Annotated in this window: 22 protein-coding genes; 10 read left to right on the top strand and 12 right to left on the bottom strand. The window is 72.4% G+C overall.

The genetic code is table 11. The features are described from left to right. Positions 1-5 precede the first annotated feature (5 nt). Positions 6-1,352, top strand: coding sequence for a HEAT repeat domain-containing protein (locus tag ABZW32_RS10455; protein WP_356213918.1), 1,347 nt, complete (start codon positions 6-8; stop codon positions 1,350-1,352). Here ABZW32_RS10455 and ABZW32_RS10450 read toward each other — a convergent pair. Next, positions 1,330-1,515 (bottom strand): DUF397 domain-containing protein, encoded by a 186-nt coding sequence (locus ABZW32_RS10450; RefSeq protein ID WP_356213916.1) that lies wholly within the window; start codon positions 1,513-1,515, stop codon positions 1,330-1,332. The two genes, ABZW32_RS10455 and ABZW32_RS10450, sit on opposite strands and share 23 nt — an antisense overlap. Continuing rightward, on the bottom strand, positions 1,512-2,297 hold the full coding sequence (locus tag ABZW32_RS10445) for a helix-turn-helix transcriptional regulator (RefSeq protein WP_356213914.1): 786 nt from the start codon (positions 2,295-2,297) through the stop codon (positions 1,512-1,514). Before ABZW32_RS10445 ends, ABZW32_RS10450 begins: the two co-directional genes overlap by 4 nt. A gap of 157 nt (positions 2,298-2,454) precedes the next feature. Between ABZW32_RS10445 and ABZW32_RS10440 the strand changes: the two genes are divergently transcribed. The 5 genes from ABZW32_RS10440 to ABZW32_RS10420 all read left to right on the top strand — a co-directional run bounded on the left by ABZW32_RS10440 (position 2,455) and on the right by ABZW32_RS10420 (position 5,025). Further along, positions 2,455-2,862 carry an ATP-binding protein gene (locus ABZW32_RS10440; RefSeq protein ID WP_280920430.1) on the top strand — a complete coding sequence of 136 codons (408 nt, stop codon included), beginning with the start codon at positions 2,455-2,457 and terminating at the stop codon, positions 2,860-2,862. 42 nt (positions 2,863-2,904) lie between these two features. Beyond that, positions 2,905-3,906, top strand: coding sequence for a porphobilinogen synthase (gene hemB / locus ABZW32_RS10435; protein WP_356213912.1), 1,002 nt, complete (start codon positions 2,905-2,907; stop codon positions 3,904-3,906). An 89-nt stretch (positions 3,907-3,995) separates the two neighbouring features. After that, entirely contained in the window at positions 3,996-4,337 is a 342-nt protein-coding gene (locus ABZW32_RS10430) for a hypothetical protein (RefSeq protein WP_356213911.1), read from the top strand. Between the two features lie 58 nt (positions 4,338-4,395). Continuing rightward, the gene (locus tag ABZW32_RS10425) at positions 4,396-4,668 is read left to right on the top strand and encodes a DUF1876 domain-containing protein (RefSeq protein ID WP_356213909.1); all 273 of its coding nucleotides are present in this window, start codon (positions 4,396-4,398) and stop codon (positions 4,666-4,668) included. A gap of 84 nt (positions 4,669-4,752) precedes the next feature. Beyond that, a complete protein-coding gene (locus tag ABZW32_RS10420; RefSeq protein WP_356213907.1) occupies positions 4,753-5,025 on the top strand; it encodes a DUF1876 domain-containing protein in 273 nt (90 codons plus the stop codon). A gap of 90 nt (positions 5,026-5,115) precedes the next feature. On the opposite strand, the gene ABZW32_RS10415 is transcribed toward ABZW32_RS10420, so the two are convergent. The 4 genes from ABZW32_RS10415 to ABZW32_RS10400 all read right to left on the bottom strand — a co-directional run bounded on the left by ABZW32_RS10415 (position 5,116) and on the right by ABZW32_RS10400 (position 7,488). Continuing rightward, positions 5,116-5,913 carry a VOC family protein gene (locus tag ABZW32_RS10415; protein WP_356213949.1) on the bottom strand — a complete coding sequence of 266 codons (798 nt, stop codon included), beginning with the start codon at positions 5,911-5,913 and terminating at the stop codon, positions 5,116-5,118. A 137-nt stretch (positions 5,914-6,050) separates the two neighbouring features. Next, positions 6,051-6,551 (bottom strand): hypothetical protein, encoded by a 501-nt coding sequence (locus tag ABZW32_RS10410; protein ID WP_356213905.1) that lies wholly within the window; start codon positions 6,549-6,551, stop codon positions 6,051-6,053. After that, positions 6,548-7,057, bottom strand: coding sequence for a sigma-70 family RNA polymerase sigma factor (locus ABZW32_RS10405; protein WP_356213903.1), 510 nt, complete (start codon positions 7,055-7,057; stop codon positions 6,548-6,550). The genes ABZW32_RS10410 and ABZW32_RS10405 overlap by 4 nt, the downstream gene beginning before the upstream one ends. Beyond that, on the bottom strand, positions 7,054-7,488 hold the full coding sequence (locus ABZW32_RS10400) for a DUF3995 domain-containing protein (protein ID WP_356213901.1): 435 nt from the start codon (positions 7,486-7,488) through the stop codon (positions 7,054-7,056). The genes ABZW32_RS10405 and ABZW32_RS10400 overlap by 4 nt, the downstream gene beginning before the upstream one ends. A gap of 162 nt (positions 7,489-7,650) precedes the next feature. On the opposite strand from ABZW32_RS10400, the gene ABZW32_RS10395 reads away from it, so the two are divergent. After that, positions 7,651-7,887 carry a type II toxin-antitoxin system VapB family antitoxin gene (locus ABZW32_RS10395; protein WP_280920421.1) on the top strand — a complete coding sequence of 79 codons (237 nt, stop codon included), beginning with the start codon at positions 7,651-7,653 and terminating at the stop codon, positions 7,885-7,887. Next, positions 7,884-8,288: a PIN domain nuclease gene (locus ABZW32_RS10390; protein WP_356213899.1), complete on the top strand. Its 405-nt coding sequence runs from the start codon at positions 7,884-7,886 to the stop codon at positions 8,286-8,288. Before ABZW32_RS10395 ends, ABZW32_RS10390 begins: the two co-directional genes overlap by 4 nt. A gap of 15 nt (positions 8,289-8,303) precedes the next feature. On the opposite strand, the gene ABZW32_RS10385 is transcribed toward ABZW32_RS10390, so the two are convergent. The 5 genes from ABZW32_RS10385 to argS all read right to left on the bottom strand — a co-directional run bounded on the left by ABZW32_RS10385 (position 8,304) and on the right by argS (position 13,132). Continuing rightward, on the bottom strand, positions 8,304-8,843 hold the full coding sequence (locus tag ABZW32_RS10385) for a hypothetical protein (protein WP_356213897.1): 540 nt from the start codon (positions 8,841-8,843) through the stop codon (positions 8,304-8,306). 90 nt (positions 8,844-8,933) lie between these two features. Next, positions 8,934-10,481, bottom strand: coding sequence for an alkaline phosphatase (locus tag ABZW32_RS10380; RefSeq protein ID WP_356213895.1), 1,548 nt, complete (start codon positions 10,479-10,481; stop codon positions 8,934-8,936). Positions 10,482-10,635: 154 nt separating this feature from the next. Then, a complete protein-coding gene (locus ABZW32_RS10375) occupies positions 10,636-10,926 on the bottom strand; it encodes a hypothetical protein (RefSeq protein ID WP_356213893.1) in 291 nt (96 codons plus the stop codon). After that, positions 10,923-11,270, bottom strand: coding sequence for a DUF6247 family protein (locus tag ABZW32_RS10370; RefSeq protein ID WP_356213891.1), 348 nt, complete (start codon positions 11,268-11,270; stop codon positions 10,923-10,925). Before ABZW32_RS10370 ends, ABZW32_RS10375 begins: the two co-directional genes overlap by 4 nt. 92 nt (positions 11,271-11,362) lie before the next feature. Next, complete coding sequence (gene argS, locus ABZW32_RS10365; protein ID WP_356213889.1) at positions 11,363-13,132, bottom strand: arginine--tRNA ligase; 1,770 nt, start codon at positions 13,130-13,132, stop codon at positions 11,363-11,365. Between the two features lie 220 nt (positions 13,133-13,352). On the opposite strand from argS, the gene ABZW32_RS10360 reads away from it, so the two are divergent. Further along, positions 13,353-14,213: a hypothetical protein gene (locus tag ABZW32_RS10360; RefSeq protein WP_356213887.1), complete on the top strand. Its 861-nt coding sequence runs from the start codon at positions 13,353-13,355 to the stop codon at positions 14,211-14,213. 154 nt (positions 14,214-14,367) lie between these two features. Further along, positions 14,368-16,095 (top strand): lysine--tRNA ligase, encoded by a 1,728-nt coding sequence (gene lysS / locus ABZW32_RS10355; protein WP_356213886.1) that lies wholly within the window; start codon positions 14,368-14,370, stop codon positions 16,093-16,095. Positions 16,096-16,179: 84 nt separating this feature from the next. Here lysS and ABZW32_RS10350 read toward each other — a convergent pair whose 3' ends face one another. After that, positions 16,180-17,532 (bottom strand): DUF2637 domain-containing protein, encoded by a 1,353-nt coding sequence (locus ABZW32_RS10350; protein WP_356213884.1) that lies wholly within the window; start codon positions 17,530-17,532, stop codon positions 16,180-16,182. Between the last annotated feature and the right edge of the window lie 26 nt (positions 17,533-17,558).

The following is a 17,558-nucleotide window of genomic DNA, read 5'->3' as shown; positions in this document are numbered from 1 at the left end:
GACCGATGACGGAGCTGGACGCCCGGCTGGTGGACGCGGTGGCCGCCGGTGACGCGGAGGCGGCAGGGGACCTTCTGGAGGCGGGCGCGGACCCCGACGCGGCGGGGGAGGACGGGCTGCCGGTGCTCTGCGCGGCGGTCGCCGCGTACGCGGTGGAGACCGTCGAGGCGCTGGTGGAGGCCGGCGCGGACCCGGACCGGCTGCTGCCGGACGGTACGACCCCGATGCTGCGGGCCGTCGAGGGCGGCTCCCCTGCGGTGGTGTCGGCGTTCCTCGACACGCGCAGCACGCCCTTGCCGGAGGCGGAGCGCGACCGGCTGCTGGTCGCGGCCCGCTGGTGGTACGAGCGGGGCGCGGAGGGGGAGCTGCGGCGGCTGACGGGGGCGGAAGGGCCTGCGGACACCCGGTGGGTGCGGGACGGCACGGAAGACCGCGTCGAGGAGGTGACCCTCGGCGGGCGGACCGTACGGGGCGGGCACGGGGCCGTCCTGACCCAGCTGGAGTGGCGCCACCGGATCCTGACCCCGGTCGGGGAGCTGATGGAGCGGGCCGTGCGGTACGCGGACGGCGAGGGGGCCGAAGAACACGTCGACCGGTCGGCGGCCCGATGGGTGCTGCTGTTGCGGCGGAGTGCGCAGACGTGGCGGGAGGTGGTGGCCTTCCACCAGCACCCCTCGCCCGCGTACCGGGCGTTCGTCGCCGACTTCCTGGGCCTGGGCAGGCTGATGTCCGGCGTCATGGACCACGCTCCCTGGTACGAGAAGCGGCGCGCCGAGCTGCTTCCCGGCTGGGCCGCCACGGAACGGGACGGCGGGGTACTGGCGCTGGTGCTCCGGCTGGTGACCGAGGAGGACCTCCCGCAGGCGCGGGCCTTCGGGCTGCGGTACGCCGGGCATCCGGACCCCCGGGTGCGGAGCCGGGTGCCGTGGATGTTCGACCGGCCGCTGGACCCGGAGACGACCCGCTCGGTGTGCGGCCTGGCCCGGGACCCCGACGCGGGGGTACGGGTGGCTGCCGCCGGGGTGCTGGGCGGGGAGGAGCTCCGGGAGCCGGACAGGGCGGTGCTGCTCGCCCTGCTCGGGGACGGGGACCCGGAGGTCCGCCGCCGGGCCGTGTACGCCACCGCCCGCGGCGACGACCACTCGCCGGAGATCACGGAGGCGCTGGCGGAACTCCTCGACGCGGAGGAGCAGGACGTCCGGCTCAGCGCCGCCTACGGCCTGGCCCTACGGGACGACCCCCGGACGCCGGAGGCCTACGCCCGGGTGGGCCCACTGGGCCCGGAGTTCGGACACGACACCCGGCCGGACGGGCTGTGGCGGTGGAAGGTCAGGAACGAACCCAACGGGTGAGGGTGCCCCAGGCGGCGGGGGCGAGGGTGAGTGTCGGGCCGTCGGTGACTTTGGAGTCCCGGACGTGGACGGTGTCGGCGCACTCGCAGGTGGCGACCTCGACGCAGGCGCCGCCTTCGCTGCCGCTGTAGCTGGACTTGAACCACTTCAGTGGGGTGCTCATGACTCTCCTAGCAACCGGTCCAACAGGTCCTTCGTCTCTGCGAAGTTGAGGGCCTGTGACCGCAGCATCGCATACTTCTGGGAGAGGATGCTGACCTCGTTCGGGTCGCGCACGAGGAAGCTGCCGCGTTGGGTTTCTGAGTACGCGAGGTGCTGGAACTCAGGTGTTTCCAGCAGGATGAAGGAGCCATCGAGGCCCGCGTGCGAAGTGATGCCGAGGGGCAGCACCTGGAGCGAGATGGTTGGTTGATCGGCGCAAGCGCGCAGATGGCGCAGCTGCTCCCGGTAGACCTCGACGCCACCGATGAGGTCCCGGAGGGGTGCCTCCCAGACGATGAAGCTGAGCGTCGGAGGAACGGGGCGGGTGAGGATCTTCTGGCGCTGGATGCGGTGAGCGGTCTGGCGCTCTATCTTTTCCTCGCCGACGAACGGCACGCGGCAGCCGAGTACCGCGCGGGCGTAGTTCTCGGTCTGGAGCAGACCCGGAACGGTCAAGGTGTCGTACCAGGACAGGGCCAGAGCCTCCCGTTCCCGCTCCATGTACTCCTCCGCCCAGGCGGGGATCATGTCGACCTCCGGCATCCTGTTCGCCGCGACCGCCAGGAGGCCGGGAAGGCCCAGGACGCGGTCCATCTTCTCGGCGACGTTGGGCATGAGGACCCGCCTGCCCTGCTCGATCGAGGCGACGGTTTCTTCGTCCACATGCAGCGCTTCCGCGAAGGTGCGCTGGGTCATTCCGTTGGCGACGCGGGCGGTGGCGACCTGCGCGCCGACCATCTTCATCGCCGTCTCGTTCGGCCGGGGCTTTTTGCGTGGTGGCATACCTGTGAACTCCCCACGTACGCATGCGAGATACCGGTACCAACCCGTACTCATGAAGGAGTACGGGTTCTTCGTCTCCGCCACGCTAGTCACGCACCGCGACGATCGTCCCGTGAACGTGGAAATCCATCCGGCCCTGCTGCGTGAGCGGTACTTCCCCCGCAGCCCCCAATCCGTCCGCCCTGCCAGGGAGTTCACGGCGGAGACATTGCACGCGTGGGGTGTCACATCCCGCCGGGACGACCTGTTGCTCTGCGTGAGCGAGCTGGCGACCAACGCCCTGCTGCACGGGGTGCCGCCCGGCCGCTACTACCGGGTGCGGCTGATGCTCTTCGACGGGGCCGTCCGGGCCGAGGTGCACGACAGCGGGGGCGGGCGGCCCCGGATCGCGGACCGGGATCCGGGGGCCGAGGGCGGGCGGGGGCTGCTGCTCGTGGCCGGGGTCGCGGACCGGTGGGGGGTGACGCCGCGGATGCCCGGCAAGGCCGTGTGGTGCGAGTTCGGGGTGCGGACGGCGGGCCCCTAGGCTTGGGGGGACTGCTGTCGATGCTCGAAGAGGCGACTGAGAATGAGCGCGTACGGATCCTTCCCCGGCTCCCGGCCCCGCCGGCTGCGCACCACCCCGGCCATGCGGCGGATGGTCGCGGAGTACCGGCTGCACCCCTCGGACCTGATCCTCCCGGCGTTCGTCCGGGAGGGGATCTCCGAGCCGCTGCCGATCTCGGCGATGCCGGGCGTGGTCCAGCACACCCGGGACACGCTGCGGAAGGCCGCCGTGGAGGCGGTCGAGGCGGGGGTCTCGGGGATCATGCTCTTCGGCGTCCCGGCCGACGAGAACAAGGACGCGCTCGGCACGGCGGGCACCGAGCCCGACGGCATCCTCCAGGTCGCGATCCGCGACGTGAAGGCCGAGGTCGGCGACGACCTCGTCATCATGTCCGACCTGTGCCTGGACGAGTACACCGACCACGGCCACTGCGGGGTCCTCGACGAGCACGGCCGCGTCGACAACGACGCCACGCTGGAGCGGTACGCGGAGATGGCGCAGGTCCAGGCCGACGCGGGCGTCCACGTGGTGGGCCCCAGCGGCATGATGGACGGCCAGGTCGGCGTCATCCGCGACGCCCTCGACGAGACGGGCCACGAGGACGTCTCGATCCTCGCCTACACGGCCAAGTACTCCTCCGCCTTCTACGGGCCCTTCCGCGAGGCCGTCGGATCCAGCCTCCAGGGCGACCGCAAGACCTACCAGCAGGACCCGGCGAACGCCCGCGAGTCCCTGCGCGAGCTGGCGCTGGACCTGGAGGAGGGCGCCGACATGGTCATGGTCAAGCCCGCCGGTCCGTACCTGGACATCCTCCACCGGGTCGCGCAGGCCGTGGACGTCCCGGTGGCCGCGTACCAGATCAGCGGCGAGTACGCGATGATCGAGGCGGCGGCCGAGAAGGGCTGGATCGAGCGCGACCGGGCGATCCTGGAGGCCCTGCTCGGCATCAAGCGGGCGGGCGCCGACACGATCCTCACCTACTGGGCGACCGAGGTCGCGGGCTGGCTGCGCGAGACCCGCTGAGTGCGCCGAGTGCGCTGAGTGCGGTGCGCGGGCCGGGATGAGTACGGACACTCATGCCGGCCCTTCGCCGTCCCGCTTGAGTGGGGGACATGGACATCCCCGAGCGTGACCGCCGCGCGTACGTCGCGCCGCTCCTCTCCACCCTGCTGACGCTGCCGGCCGCCGCCGTCACCCTGTTCTTCGCGGGGCTCTCCCCGATGGCCTGCGACTCCTGCGCGGACGCGGCCTCGGACCGCTTCGACGCGAGCTTCGGGCCCGCGTGGACGGTGTTCACGAGCGGGCTGGTCCTCGTACTGCTCCTGCTCGTGGCCTGCTGGGCGCTGCCCCGGAACCACGGCTACCGGGGGCGGCGCCTCGCGCTGGCGCTGGCGGCGCCGGGGGCCGTGGTGCTGAACGTGCTGGTCTTCGCCGCCATGGTCGACTGGCCCTAGCGGGGCGGGAGGAGCAGGCTGGGGGGAGAGGCGCACGGCACTGTGGAGGTGATCCGCCATGCCCACACTCGCAGGCTGGCACGTCGAGATGGAGTTCACGGAGGACGGCCACCGCACGAACTCGGCGGCCCTGCTGAGGCTCGCCGACGGTTCCGAGGTCAGGGCGCGCGGCTACGCGATGCGGCACCCGTCCGACCCGGAGCAGTTGCGGGTCGGTGAGGAGATCGCCGGGGCGCGGGCCCTGATGGACCTCGCGGGCCAGCTGCTCCAGAAGGCCCACGGAGAGATCGACGAGGCGACGGGACGGCACTCGTACCCGCTGAACGCGTGACCGCCGCGCACCGTGCGCGGGCGGGCGGGCGGGGGCGGGCCGACGGGTGCACCCTGGAAAGCAGCTGCCACGGAGGTGATCGCCATGAAGGATGCCGTCGGATGGCATGTGGACGTGGAGTTCCAGGAGGACAGCAGGCGCACCCGCGCCGCCGCCCTCGTCCGGCTGCCGGACGGGAGCGAGCTGCGCTCGCACGGCTATTCCAGCCGTCACCCCAGTGACGGCAATCAGCCCAGGGTGGGCGAGGAGATCGCGGCGGCCCGCGCCCTCAACGATCTGAAGGAGCAACTGCTCACCAAGGCGCACGACGAGATCGACGGCGCGTCGGGGCGCACGTCCTACCCGATCGAACGCTGACCGGTCCCGGAGGGAACGTGGGTGCGGTGAACTCCCCGCACCCACGGGCGTGTCACGGTCCGCGCCGGCCGCGGCTCCGGGGCACGGGGGTCAGGCAGGCTGATCCTGCATGGTGGACGTGATGACCGAGAAGGCTCCGCCCTGCGGGTCGGCGAGGACGGCCATCCGGCCGGCCGCCATGTCGAAGGCGGGGGCGAGGACGCTGCCGCCGGCGCGGACGGCGGCGGCCTGGACCTCGTCGACGTTGTCCACGTGGAAGTACGCCTGCCAGTGCGGGGGCACCCCCGGCGGGAGCTGGGTCAGGTCCATCATCCCGCCGACCGCGCGCCCGTCGACCTGGAACTCGATGTACCCCTCGGCGCCGGGCATCTCGGAGCGGTGCGTGGTGACGGGCAGGACGGACGAGTAGAACGCGGAGGCGGCCGGGAGGTCGGGGGTGCTCAGCTCGTTCCAGATGAGCGCGCCGTGCTCGTTGACGATGCCCGCGCCGTCGAAGGTGCCCGACTGCCACAGGCCGACGACGGCCCCGGTCGGGTCGGCGATCACGGCCATCCGGCCGAGGTCCATGACGTCCATCGGGCCCATCATGACCGTGCCGCCGGCGTCGGTGACGGACTTGGCGGTGCCGTCGATGTTGTCGGTGGCCAGGTACGTGGTCCACACCGTCGGGGGCAGCGGGTCGGGGACGGTGCCGTCCGGGTTCGACGCCTTCATGATGCCGGCGACCGGCTTGCCCTTGAGGGTGCAGACGGAGTATCCGCCGGTCTCGGCCGGTCCGACCTCGCCCTGCCAGCCGAGGAGGTCGCAGTAGAAGTCGAGGGCCGCCTGCTGGTCGGGAACCATCAGGTCGATCCAGCACGGGGTGCCGGGCTTGTAGGGGCCGTTCATGTCGGGCACGGATGCCTCCGGGTGGCGCTCGGGGGAAGGACGGGCCGTCCCCTACCCGGCCCCCGCGGGCGGAAATCGGGCCGTACGGGTGAACGGGCGCACCCGGTGGTGCCCGGCCCTGCTTACCCGCTCACCGCTCACCCGCCCGGCGGGCGCGCCGCGGCGCGGACCAGGGACGCCAGCCGGTGGGCGGCCTCGTCCAGTTCGCGCCGGGTGGCGAAGGGGACGACCGCCGCCCGGGTGGGGACGCGTACGCCGCCGGTGAGGGCGATCCGGGTGGCGGCCGGGTCGGGGGCGGGGGCGGCGGCGAGACCGACGATCAGGAAGCGGCTCTGCAGCCAGCACCAGCCGGGGCGGGCGAAGCCCCGCAGGTGGGCGCGGAAGCCGTACCGGCCGCGGGCCAGCGCCTCGAAGCGGCCGCCGTCGGCGTCGGCGTCGGCGCGTACGACGCGGACGCGGCGGAAGTCGGGGAGGAAGCCGAGGGCGGCCATGACCGGCCAGACCTCCTCGAAGGGGGCGTCCACCACGTGCTCGGCGACGTGCGCGCCGCGCACCGCGGCCGCCATGACGCGCAGCCGGTGCACGGGGTCGATCCCGGGGACGGGCGTTCCCGGGGGCGGGAGGGTCGGGTCGGTCACGCGGACCACGCCTTTCGGAAGCTGGAACGGGCCCGGTGCAGGCGGGACTTGGCGGTGCCGGCCGGGATGCGCAGGAGGGCCGCGGCGCTCTCCTCGTCCAGGCCCTCCACGTCCCGCAGGACGAGCACGGCCCGGTGTTCGGGCGTCAGGCGGGCCAGCACGTCGTCGATGTCGGCGGCGAGCTGCGGATCGCCCCCGGCCGGTACGTCGTCCAGCCCGTCGGGCCGCGTCCGCGCCGCCCGACGGGCCACCCGTACCGCTTCCCGCACGGACACGGCCCGTACCCAGCCGTACAGGGCCTCGGGATCGCGCAGCGACCGGAGGGCGGTGAACACGGCCAGCAGCGCCTCCTGCGTGGCGTCCGGGCCGTCCGCGAGGGCGATCGGGGTACAGATGCGGGCGATGTACGGGGTCAGGTGGTCGAGCAGCGCGTGCAGCGCGAGGGTGTCCCCGGCGCGGGCCGCGCGGGCCAGCGCGACCCCGCGTTCGCGGTCGGCGGGGTTCACCTGGCGCGGGCCAGGCGGGCCGCCGCCCAGCCGAAGCCGAGGCAGGCGGGCGTGTACAGGGCGAGGTTGAGGGCGTGGAAGGGGCTGCCGGGCGGGCTGGGGAGGAGCCCGGTGGCCCAGCCGAGGCCCGCGAGGCCCCGTACGGCGAGCCCGGCGGCCACCGCGCCCGCGACGGCCCGGCTCACGCGCCCGCCGCGCCCGTACCCGTGGGCCAGGACCCCGGCCCCGGCGGTCAGCGTGAGCGCGGCCAGGGGCAGGACGACGGGCGGCCCGAAGGACACCTCGGTGCCGAGCACGGCCAGCGACAGGCTCCGCTCGTCGGGGGCGGGCCAGGTGGCCCCCGTCGCCCAGTACAGGTGTACGAGCCCGTCGGCGGCCAGCAGCCCGGCCAGCGCGGCCCCCGTCCGGCGTCGCGTCCTGTCCTCGTCCATCGTGTTCCCCCTCGGTGTGGCGGTTGCCGACACACCGAAGAGGCGGCGACCCGGGGGAACGTTCCCTGTGACTCGCGTCACGGTGACCGTCGATATGGGATATCCTTTTTGGGAATCGGATATACGCATGTGCGGGTCCGTGATCGTTCTCTGGAGGCGGCCATGTCCAAAACCGTGATCGACCTCGACGACGAGGCCCTCGCCGAGGCGGCCCGTCACCTCGGCACCACCACGAAGAAGGACACGGTCAACGCCGCGCTGCGGGAAATCGCGGACCGCCGCCGCCGGGCCGCCGCCGTGGAGCGGATGAGGCAGATGGTCGCCGACGGTGAGATCGACTTCGGAGCGATCGGTTACGGGGTCGAACCCGACGGCGGCAAGGAGCAGTCGGCCGCGTGAGCGAGGGCTTTCTGATCGATACGAGCGCGCTCGTGCGCTTCTATCGAGGCCGGGCAGGTCCCGAATGGGACGGTGCGGTCGCTTCGGGGCTGGTAGGGCTGTGCGAACCGGTGCGCCAGGAGTTCCTGCGGGCGGTGGGCGGCCGCCCCGCGTACTACGAGGCCGACGGCCTGCTGACGGAGACGTTCCCCTACTGGGTCGCGCGCGACTCCGTGTGGGAGGACACGGCCACCCTCCAGCGCGGACTCGCCGACACGGGGGCGCACCAGTGCGCCAGTCCGGTCGACTTGCTCGTCGCCGTCATCGCCCGGCACCACAAGCTGACGGTCCTCCACCAGGACGCCGACTTCGAGACGATCGCCCGCGTCACCGGTCAGCCCGTGCGGCGCATCCTCGACTGACCGGCGGCCCGGCCGTCACTCGTTGACCAGGACCGGGATCGAGAGGACCGCGGCGGCCGGGGTGCCGGTGAGGTGGTCGGCGGGGACGCTGAAGTCGATGCCGTCACCGGCCGCGCGGGGGCCGGTGTGGGGCTGTCCGGCGTGCGCCTCCTCGCCCTCCTCCTCGTGGTGGAAGGTGCCGGTGCCCAGCAGGCGGCCCTCCGCGTCGTAGTACGCGGCGGTGATCTCCAGGGCCAGGGTGTCGCTGACGTCGGAGCCGATGGCGATGTGCCCGGTGACGGAGGAGGGTGACGCCGCCAGGCGCAGGCCGGTCAGCTTCACGCGGTCGGTGAACGGGCCCTGCTGGAGGCGGACTTCGCCCGCCGTGGGCGCCGGGGTGAGGGCGGCGGCCGGGGAGGGCGCGCTGCGGGGGGCGGGCAGGGCCACCGGGGAGGCGGCGGTGGCCGGAGCCTCGGCGGCGGCGGGCGCTTCGGCTCCCGAGCAGCCCGTGACCAGCGCGAACAGGGCGGCGGTGGCCGCGGCGGCGGCCGCCGTGCGGCGGGGGAGGTACGTCATCGCAAGTGCTCCTGGGGAGACCGGGACGGGGCCGGGAACGACGGCGGCCGGGGCCGGGGGAGTGCGCCCCCGGCCCCGGCCGCCCGGGGATCAGTGCTGCTGCGGGGAGCGGCCGAACAGCGAGCGGTACAGCTTGCCGTACAGCTCGGTGTTGATCTGGCTCGTGGCGAAGGCGTTGCCGTTCGGGCCGTAGGCGAAGATCGGCACGTCGGCGCCGGTGTGGTTGCCCGACAGGTAGGTCAGCCACAGGCTCGCCTCGGGGCTGCCGTCCTTCACGTCCGCCGGGTCGTCGGGCGTACGGAAGGTGGCCGGACCGAAGTTCTTCGCGTCACCGGAGCCCGCGCCGTTGACGATGCCGCTGGAGCGGACCGGGTCCTTGGCGCCCGAGGCGGCACGCGAGGGGACGCTGTTGTTGGCCGTGTTGCCGGCGTCCGTGTTCGCCGGGGGCGCGACGGCCTCGGCGTTGGTGTAGGTGCCCTTCTCGATGATGTTGAAGCCGGCGCACTCGTGGTCCGCCGTGACGACCACGAGGGTGTGGCCGTCCTTCTTCGCGAACTCGTAGGCGGCCTTCACCGCGTCGTCGAAGGCCTTGACCTCGGCGAGGGTCTGCGCGGCGTCGTTCGCGTGCGAGCGCTTGTCGATCTGGGCGCCCTCGACCTGGAGGTAGAAGCCCTTCTTCGGCTTCTTGCGGTCGTACGAGCCGCCCTGCTTGCGGTCGTTCAGGAGCTGGATCGACTTGCGGGTCATGTCCGCGAGCGAGGGCTCCTGCTTCTGCGGGGCGTCGGCCGGCAGGGCGGCCTTGTTCTGCTCCACCGTCAGGTTGCCGCGGTTGAACAGGCCGATGACCTTCTTGCCGGCCGCCTTGTCCAGGTCGGACTTGGTGGCGACCTTCTGGCTGGCGGCCGTCTGCGCGGGCAGCGCCGGGTCGCCGAAGCTGCCGAGCACCTGGTAGCCCTGGGCCTGGAGGGCCTTCTGGTCGTCCGGCTCGAAGCGGGCGAGACCGCCGCCGAGGATGACGTCGGCGGTGCCGTTGCGGGCGATCTGCTCGGCGATCGGCGTGACCAGCGTCTTGTCCGCCGGGGCCTGCTCGTAGCTGCCGTCGTCCTTCTTGGGGAGGCAGGCGGCGTCGGAGTAGACCGGGCCCTGGCAGCCGCGCAGCAGCGCGTGGCTGAACTGGGCGGCCGGGGTGGCGTCGGTGATCTCGGCGGTGGAGACGTTGCCGGTGGCGAAGCCGGCCGCGTGGGCCTGCTCCATCAGCGTGGCGACCTTCTTCTCGTACGCGTCCACGCCGATGGCCGCGTTGTAGGTCTTCACGCCGGAGGCCCAGGCGGTCGCGGAGCTGGCCGAGTCGGTGACCAGGGCCGGCTTCGCGCTGTTCTTCTCGACGGCGTAGGTGGCGACCGCGCCCGTGTTCGGGAGGGTCTCCATGGTGAGCTTGCCGGAGGCGCCCACGTAGCGGTCGCGCGCGGCCGTCACGTGGGTGCGGCCCATTCCGTCACCGAGCAGGTAGATGACGTTCCGGATGTCCTGGTGCGAGTCGCTCTGCTGGGGCGCGGAGTTCGCGGTGACGGCGGTGCCGGCGGCCACGGCGCTGGCCAGGGCCAGGACGGTGAGCGTCTTCAACGGTCTGCGGCGCATGTGCGGGAGATCCCCCTCGGGTGGTCGGCACGATCGCGCCGACCGTAGGAGGGCCGTATGAACGGAACGCTACCGCCGGGTATTGCCCGGTCGAACCAGGGAGGGCATGACAGGACACGGTCACACGAAGGCCGTTCAGGGCAGCACGGGCCGCCTACTGCCAGAAGATCTCCTCCACCACGATCTGCGGCTCGGCCACACGGGGCAGGAAGACGAACCGGATCCACCCGCGGTAGCTGTCGAAGTACGCGACGTGCGGGCCGCGGGGGACGGTGGAGCGCGCGGGCTCCACCTTCTCCCCCCGGTACGGGTGACGCGCGGTCAGCAGCTCGAAGAGAGCTTCCCGGCACGCTTCCCGCGGCTCCTCGGGCAGGCCGATCCGGTACTTCTCGGCGTCCTGGGTGTAGTCCACCGCCCACGGCGGCCCGGTGAACTCCTCGCTCACTCGCCCGGCTCCAGGGCGCGCAGCCTGTGGCGGATGCGCGAAGCCGCGTCGAGGAGGCCGTGGGCCGTGCCGGCGTCCATGGCGTCTGCGGCCCTGGCTTCCAGGTCGGCGACGTGCCGGTCGAGCTCGGGGTCGCGCGCGAGGGCGTACTCGCCCCACCAGCGGGCCATGAACGCCGGGACCGGACCGATGTCGTAGGCATCGCAGATCTGCCGCCGCCAAGCGGAGTCGAAGTCCGCCAGCAGGGCCGGGGCGTGGGCCGCTATGGCGGCACGCAGGGCCTTCGGCGTGTACTCCGGCATCGGCGGTACGGATCCACCGGGCGCAGGCGTCGCGGTCGTCATTCCCGGCTCCTCCTCGGATCGGACGCCTTCCACGATAGAGCGCGACGGCCCCCGGCGCGGGGTGGTCGCGCCGGGGGCCGTCGGGTGGTGCGTCAGAGCTTCTCGGGGGTGCGGATGCCCAGCAGGGCCATGCCCTTCGAGAGGGTGCGGGCGGTCAGCTCGCACAGGAACAGGCGGTTCTCGGCGACCACGAGCTCCGGCTCCGGCTTGATGACCGGGCACTGGTCGTAGAACGTCGTGAACAGCGAGGACAGCTGGTAGAGGTACGCCGCCAGCTTGTGCGGGGCGTACTCGGCCGCGGCCTCCGAGAGCAGCTCGCCGAAGCCGTCCAGGTGCAGGCCCAGCGCGCGCTCGGCCGGGGCCAGCTCCAGCTCCGGGTGCGCGACCGGGCTGCGGTCGCCCGCCTTGCGGAGGATGGAGCGGATGCGCGCGTAGGCGTACTGGAGGTAGACGGACGTGTCGCCGTTGAGCGAGACCATCTGGTCCAGGTCGAACTTGTAGTCGCGCGCCGCAGAGGTGGACAGGTCGGCGTACTTCACCGCGCCGATGCCCACGTACAGGCCGTTCTCGACGATCTCCTCCTCGGTCAGGCCGACCTTCTCGGCCTTCTCCCGGACCACCGACGTCGCCCGCTCGACGGCCTCGTCGAGGAGGTCCACCAGCCGCACCGTCTCGCCCTCACGGGTCTTGAACGGCTTGCCGTCCTTGCCGAGGACCGTGCCGAACGCCAGCTGGACGGCCTTGACCTCGTCGTTCAGCCAGCCGGCCCGGCGGGCCGTCTCGAAGACCATCTTGAAGTGGAGCGCCTGGCGGGCGTCCACGACGTAGATGAGCGTGTCGGCCTTCAGGTGGCCCACCCGGTCGCGGATCGCGGAGAGGTCGGTGGCCGCGTAGCCGAAACCACCGTCGGACTTCTGCACGATCAGCGGGGTCGGGTTGCCGTCCGGACCCTTGTACTCGTCGAAGAACACGCACAGCGCACCGTTGGAGCGGACGGCGACGCCCGAGTCCTCCAGCAGCTTGCAGGTCTCCGCGAGCATGTCGTTGTAGCCGGACTCGCCGACCACGTCCGGGTCCTGGATGTCCATGTCCAGCTTGTTGAAGACGGAGTAGAAGTAGATCTTCGACTCGTCCACGAACCGCTGCCACAGGGCCAGCGTCTCCGGCTCGCCCGCCTGGAGGTCCACCACCCGCGCCCGCGCCCGCGTCTTGAACTCCTCGTCGGAGTCGAAGAGCGCGCGCGAGGCCTTGTACAGGCGGTTCAGGTTGGACATGGCCTCCTCGCCGGAGACCTCCTCGTCCGACTTGTGGTCCAGCTCGTGCGGGTGCTCCAGCAGGTACTGGATGAGCATGCCGAACTGGGTGCCCCAGTCGCCGATGTGGTGGCGCCGCACCACCTTCTCGCCCGTGAACTCCAGGATCTCCACCATCGCCGCGCCGATCACGGCGGACCGCAGGTGCCCGACGTGCATCTCCTTCGCGACGTTCGGCTGCGCGTAGTCGATCACCGTGGTGCCGGCGGACGGCGACAGCGGCACGCCGAGCCGGTCGTCGGCGGCGCGGGCCGCGAGGGTCTCGACGATCGCCCGGTCGGTGATCGTGATGTTGAGGAATCCGGGGCCGGAGACCTCGATCTCCCGGATCAGGTCACCCGTCGGGATGCCCTCGACCACGGTCGTCGCCAGCTCGCGCGGGTTGGCCTTGGCCTTCTTCGCGAGCGCCAGGATGCCGTTGGCCTGGAAGTCGGCCCGGTCGCTTCGTCGCAGCAGCGGGTCGGTCGCACCGGCCTCCGGCAGGGCGGAGGCGAGGGCGTCCGCGACGCGCTGTTCGACGGAGGAAGCGAGGGAAGGGACCGAGGCCATGAGCTGCCGTTCCTGTGAGTCGGTTGATGCCCGTCGAGTATCCCACGGTGCACCTGTCCACATCCCGGGATTTGTCCGCCGCGGCGGCCCGTCCCGGAGGGGAGGCGGAAGGGAGGGCTAGGGGGGAGACGGCGGCGTATGTTTCCCGGTTTGCCCGGCAAAGCCCGTACCCGCCGGATAGGCTCCGCCCGATTTGACGGTCCGGTCGAAGGGTGGGGACATGACGGAGATGTCGTCGGGCGGCACCTACGTGAACCTGTCGGACGAAAACCTGCGGACGTACTACGAGACACCCACGGGACAGCTGGTGGACACCGTCATCCACGGGGTGGACCCGACCCTCCACGTCCCGCTCGCCGTGTCGGTGGGGTCCGGCGGCCCCGAGCACATGGACGCGAGCCGCCTCCGCGGCCTGCGGCGGGGCGGGCGGATGGTCCTCGCCGACCGGGTCGGCGGCAGGGCCGTCCTCGTCTCCGTCCTGGAGATCGCCGAGGCGGTACGGGCCGTCGCGGCCGCCCGGCGGCCGACCGTGGCCGCCGCCGCCACCTCCTCCTCTTCGATGGACGAGGCCGACACCGAGGAGCCGAGGACCAACCGCTGGGAGGACTCCGACGAGGAGGAACCCGTACCCGTACCCGTACAGCGGCAGAGCGAGCGCACGGCGCCCGCCGCCCCGCAGCCCGACCGGCGCCCGCAGGTGCCCGACGGGCCCACCGCGGAGGAGATCGCCGCGCGCATGGCACAGGGGCGGCGGTTCATCACACCGCGCGGGCGGGCCTGCTACTTCAGCGACCAGGGCGACAGCGCCGTACGGCACTTCCTGGAGTACCAGCGCTCCCGCAAGGAACAGACCGCGGTCTTCTTCGCCAACGTCCGGCGCTACACCCCGCTGGAGTACCTGGAAACCCTGCTGGCGGCGTGCGACGCGGCGATCGACCTCTACGCGGCGCGCACCGTGGCCTACGGGAAGAACTGCCAGGTCCAGGACGCCGCCGGCCGCCCGTGGACCATCGGCATGACGCGCGACGGCGCCGAGTACCGGCTGACCCACGCGCACTTCGAGAACTACCAGAACAGCTGACGCGGCACGGGCCGGCCGCCACCCGGCCGCCACCCGGCGGCCGGCCGCACCGGTCCGCGCCGCGACCGGTCCGCGCCGCGCGGGCAACCTCGGAGGGCCTGCTTCCGTCTGGGAGAATGGCAGTAGCCAGCATTTCGAGATAGAAGGACGTGTCGTGGCTCAGAGCAGCACCGAGACCGACTGGGTCTCCCGTTTCGCGGACGAGGTCATCGCTGAGGCGGAGCGCCGAGCACCCGGCAAAACCGTCGTCGTCGCGTCCGGACTCTCCCCCTCCGGCCCGATCCACCTGGGCAACCTCCGCGAGGTCATGACCCCGCACCTGGTCGCGGACGAGATCCGCCGCCGGGGCATCGAGGTCCGCCACCTCATCTCCTGGGACGACTACGACCGCTACCGCAAGGTCCCGGCCGGCGTCCCCGGCATCGACGAGTCCTGGGCCCAGCACATCGGCAAGCCGCTGACCTCCGTGCCCGCCCCGGCCGGCTCCGCGTACCCGAACTGGGCCGAGCACTTCAAGGCGGCCTTCGTCGAGGCCCTCGCCGAGATGGGCGTCGAGTACGACCCGATCAGCCAGACCGAGCAGTACACCTCCGGCGCGTACCGCGAGCAGGTCCTGTTCGCGATGAAGCACCGCGCCGACATCGACGCCGTCCTCGACCAGTACCGCACCAAGCAGAAGCCGGGCGGCAAGAAGCCCCAGCAGAAGCAGGTCGACGAGGCCGAGCTGGAGGCCGCCGAGGGCTCCGGCGCCGCCGCCGAGGACGACGGCAGCAGCGCCGAGGGCGGCTACTTCCCGTACAAGCCCTACTGCGGCGAGTGCGGCAAGGACTTCACCAAGGTCACCGCGTACGACGACGAGAGCACCGAGCTCACCTACGTCTGCACCGAGGACGAGTTCACCGAGACCGTCAAGCTCAACGAGTTCAACCGCGGCAAGCTGGTCTGGAAGGTCGACTGGCCCATGCGCTGGGCCCACGAGGGCGTGATCTTCGAGCCCTCGGGCGTCGACCACTCCTCGCCCGGCTCGTCCTTCCAGGTCGGCGGCCAGATCGTGCACATCTTCGGCGGCGAGCAGCCGATCGGCCCGATGTACGCCTTCGTCGGCATCAGCGGCATGGCCAAGATGTCCTCCAGCAAGGGCGGGGTCCCCACCCCGGCCGACGCGCTGAAGATCATGGAGCCGCAGCTGCTGCGCTGGCTGTACGCGCGCCGCCGCCCCAACCAGTCCTTCAAGATCGCCTTCGACCAGGAGATCCAGCGGCTGTACGACGAGTGGGACAAGCTGGAGGGCAAGGTCGCCGACGGCACCGTGCTGCCGGCCGACGCCGCCGCGCACGCCCGCGCCGTCCGCGTCGCCTCCCACGAGCTGCCCCGCACCCCGCGCCCGCTGCCGTACCGCACCCTCGCGTCGGTCGTCGACATCACCGCCGGGCACGACGAGCAGACCCTGCGCATCCTGACCGACCTGGACCCGACGCAGCCGCTGACCTCCCTCGACGAGGTCCGCCCGCGCCTGGACCGCGCCGAGAACTGGATCACCAGCCAGGTCCCGGCCGACCAGCGCACCCTCGTCCGCGAGGACGCCGACACCGAGCTGCTGTCCTCCCTCGACGACAACGGCCGCGAGCAGCTGCGCCTCCTCCTGGAGGGCCTCGACTCGCACTGGTCCCTCGACGGGCTCACCACCCTCGTCTACGGCGTGCCCAAGGTGCTGGCCGGGCTGGAGCCCGACGCCAAGCCGACGCCCGAACTCAAGGTCGCCCAGCGCGAGTTCTTCGCCCTGCTCTACCGCCTCCTGGTGACCCGGGAGACCGGGCCGCGCCTGCCCACCCTGCTCCTCGCCGTCGGCGCGGACCGGGTGCGCAAGCTGCTCGCCGCCTGAGGCACCCGGCGGCGCAGAGGCCGTACGCAAGGGCCCCGCCCCCCTCGGGGGTGCGGGGCCCTTCCGCGTGCCGGGACGGGACGATCAGGCGATGTGTTCGTTCTCCAGGTCCCGCTGGTAGCGCTGCTTCAGCTCCGGCATCAGCCGGCTGATCGTGCTGAAGCTGCGCGGGTGCGCGATGCCGTGTCGGTCCGAGAGGTATATGTCGACCTGCTCGGGGCTCGGGACCTTGCCGTTCTCCTCGATGTACGTCCGGAAGACCTCGTACGCCGCCTCCGCGAACTTCACCTCGTCGATGTCGGCACCGGAGTCGTCGGCCTCCTCGTCCGGCAGCAGCTGCTGCGAAGGCTTCCGGGACGGCTCCTGCTCCGGGAGCTCCTCCGGGCCGGACGGCGGCATGACCGGGGTCGGCTCCAGGCCCTCCACGTACTGCGGGTTGTAGCCGCCCTCGTACGCCGCCTGCGGGGCCAGCGGCCCCGCGAACCAGGCACTGTCGTGCGCCGCCGGCATCGCGGTGGGATCCACCGCGAACGCCGGCGGGACGTGCGCGACGGGGGGAGCCACCGCCGGGCCCGCGCCGGGCGCAGGCGCCGACGCCGGACCCGCCTGCTGCGGAACCAGCACCTCCGCGGCCTTCGGGTCGCCGTCCGCCGCCTCCGGGGCCGCGGTCTCCGGGGCCGCGGTCACCAGCGCCGCCGCCTCCGGGGCAGCCGCCTCCAGAGCCGGGGCCGCCAGGCCCGCCGGAGGCAGCAGCACCGGCTCGATGCCCGCCGCCACCAGTCCCTCCGGGGCCGTCTGGGACAGGGGCACGCCGATCCGGGCCAGCCGCAGCGGCATCAGCGCCTCCACCGGCGCCTTGCGCCGCCACGCCCGCCCGTACCGGGCCTGCAGCCGCGCCTGGTAGATCAGCCGGTCCTGCTCCATGCCGACCGCCTGCTCGTAGGAGCGCAGCTCCCACAGCTTCATCCGGCGCCACAGCTTGAAGGTGGGGACGGGCGAGAGCAGCCAGCGCGTGATGCGCACGCCCTCCATGTGCCGGTCCGCGGTGATGTCCGCGATCCGGCCCACGGCGTGCCGGGCCGCCTCGACCGTGACCACGAACAGGATCGGGATCACGGCGTGCATCCCCACGCCCAGCGGGTCCGGCCAGGCCGCCGCGCCGTTGAACGCGATCGTCGCCGCCGTCAGCAGCCACGCCGTCTGGCGCAGCAGGGGGAACGGAATGCGGATCCACGTCAGCAGCAGGTCCAGCGCCAGCAGCACGCAGATGCCCATGTCGATGCCTATCGGGAACACCAGCGAGAAGGTGCCGAAGCCCTTCTGCAACGCCAGTGCGCGCACCGCGGCGTACGATCCCGCGAAACCGATGCCCGCGATGACCACGGCACCGGCGACCACGACACCGATGAGTATCCGGTGCGTACGAGTCAGCTGCATCGCGGCCACCCGCGACCTCCCCTTGT

Origin of the sequence: Streptomyces sp. NPDC004667 (assembly GCF_040609475.1) — a bacterium.
Classification (GTDB): Bacteria; Actinomycetota; Actinomycetes; order Streptomycetales; family Streptomycetaceae; genus Streptomyces.
Note: the sequence above shows the minus strand (reverse complement) of the source record. Positions and strands in the feature narration are given on the sequence as shown.

Coding starts and splice junctions, on each gene's coding strand:
- ABZW32_RS10385 (WP_356213897.1), bottom strand. CDS start 8,843: ATGACGTACCTCCCCCGCCGCACGGCGGCCGCCGCCGCGGCCACCGCC.
- ABZW32_RS10445 (WP_356213914.1), bottom strand. CDS start 2,297: ATGAAGATGGTCGGCGCGCAGGTCGCCACCGCCCGCGTCGCCAACGGA.
- ABZW32_RS10430 (WP_356213911.1), top strand. CDS start 3,996: ATGGACATCCCCGAGCGTGACCGCCGCGCGTACGTCGCGCCGCTCCTC.
- ABZW32_RS10420 (WP_356213907.1), top strand. CDS start 4,753: ATGAAGGATGCCGTCGGATGGCATGTGGACGTGGAGTTCCAGGAGGAC.
- ABZW32_RS10425 (WP_356213909.1), top strand. CDS start 4,396: ATGCCCACACTCGCAGGCTGGCACGTCGAGATGGAGTTCACGGAGGAC.
- ABZW32_RS10395 (WP_280920421.1), top strand. CDS start 7,651: ATGTCCAAAACCGTGATCGACCTCGACGACGAGGCCCTCGCCGAGGCG.
- ABZW32_RS10370 (WP_356213891.1), bottom strand. CDS start 11,270: ATGACGACCGCGACGCCTGCGCCCGGTGGATCCGTACCGCCGATGCCG.
- ABZW32_RS10350 (WP_356213884.1), bottom strand. CDS start 17,532: ATGCAGCTGACTCGTACGCACCGGATACTCATCGGTGTCGTGGTCGCC.
- hemB (WP_356213912.1), top strand. CDS start 2,905: ATGAGCGCGTACGGATCCTTCCCCGGCTCCCGGCCCCGCCGGCTGCGC.
- ABZW32_RS10360 (WP_356213887.1), top strand. CDS start 13,353: ATGACGGAGATGTCGTCGGGCGGCACCTACGTGAACCTGTCGGACGAA.
- argS (WP_356213889.1), bottom strand. CDS start 13,132: ATGGCCTCGGTCCCTTCCCTCGCTTCCTCCGTCGAACAGCGCGTCGCG.
- ABZW32_RS10400 (WP_356213901.1), bottom strand. CDS start 7,488: ATGGACGAGGACAGGACGCGACGCCGGACGGGGGCCGCGCTGGCCGGG.
- ABZW32_RS10380 (WP_356213895.1), bottom strand. CDS start 10,481: ATGCGCCGCAGACCGTTGAAGACGCTCACCGTCCTGGCCCTGGCCAGC.
- ABZW32_RS10415 (WP_356213949.1), bottom strand. CDS start 5,913: ATGAACGGCCCCTACAAGCCCGGCACCCCGTGCTGGATCGACCTGATG.
- ABZW32_RS10450 (WP_356213916.1), bottom strand. CDS start 1,515: ATGAGCACCCCACTGAAGTGGTTCAAGTCCAGCTACAGCGGCAGCGAA.
- ABZW32_RS10455 (WP_356213918.1), top strand. CDS start 6: ATGACGGAGCTGGACGCCCGGCTGGTGGACGCGGTGGCCGCCGGTGAC.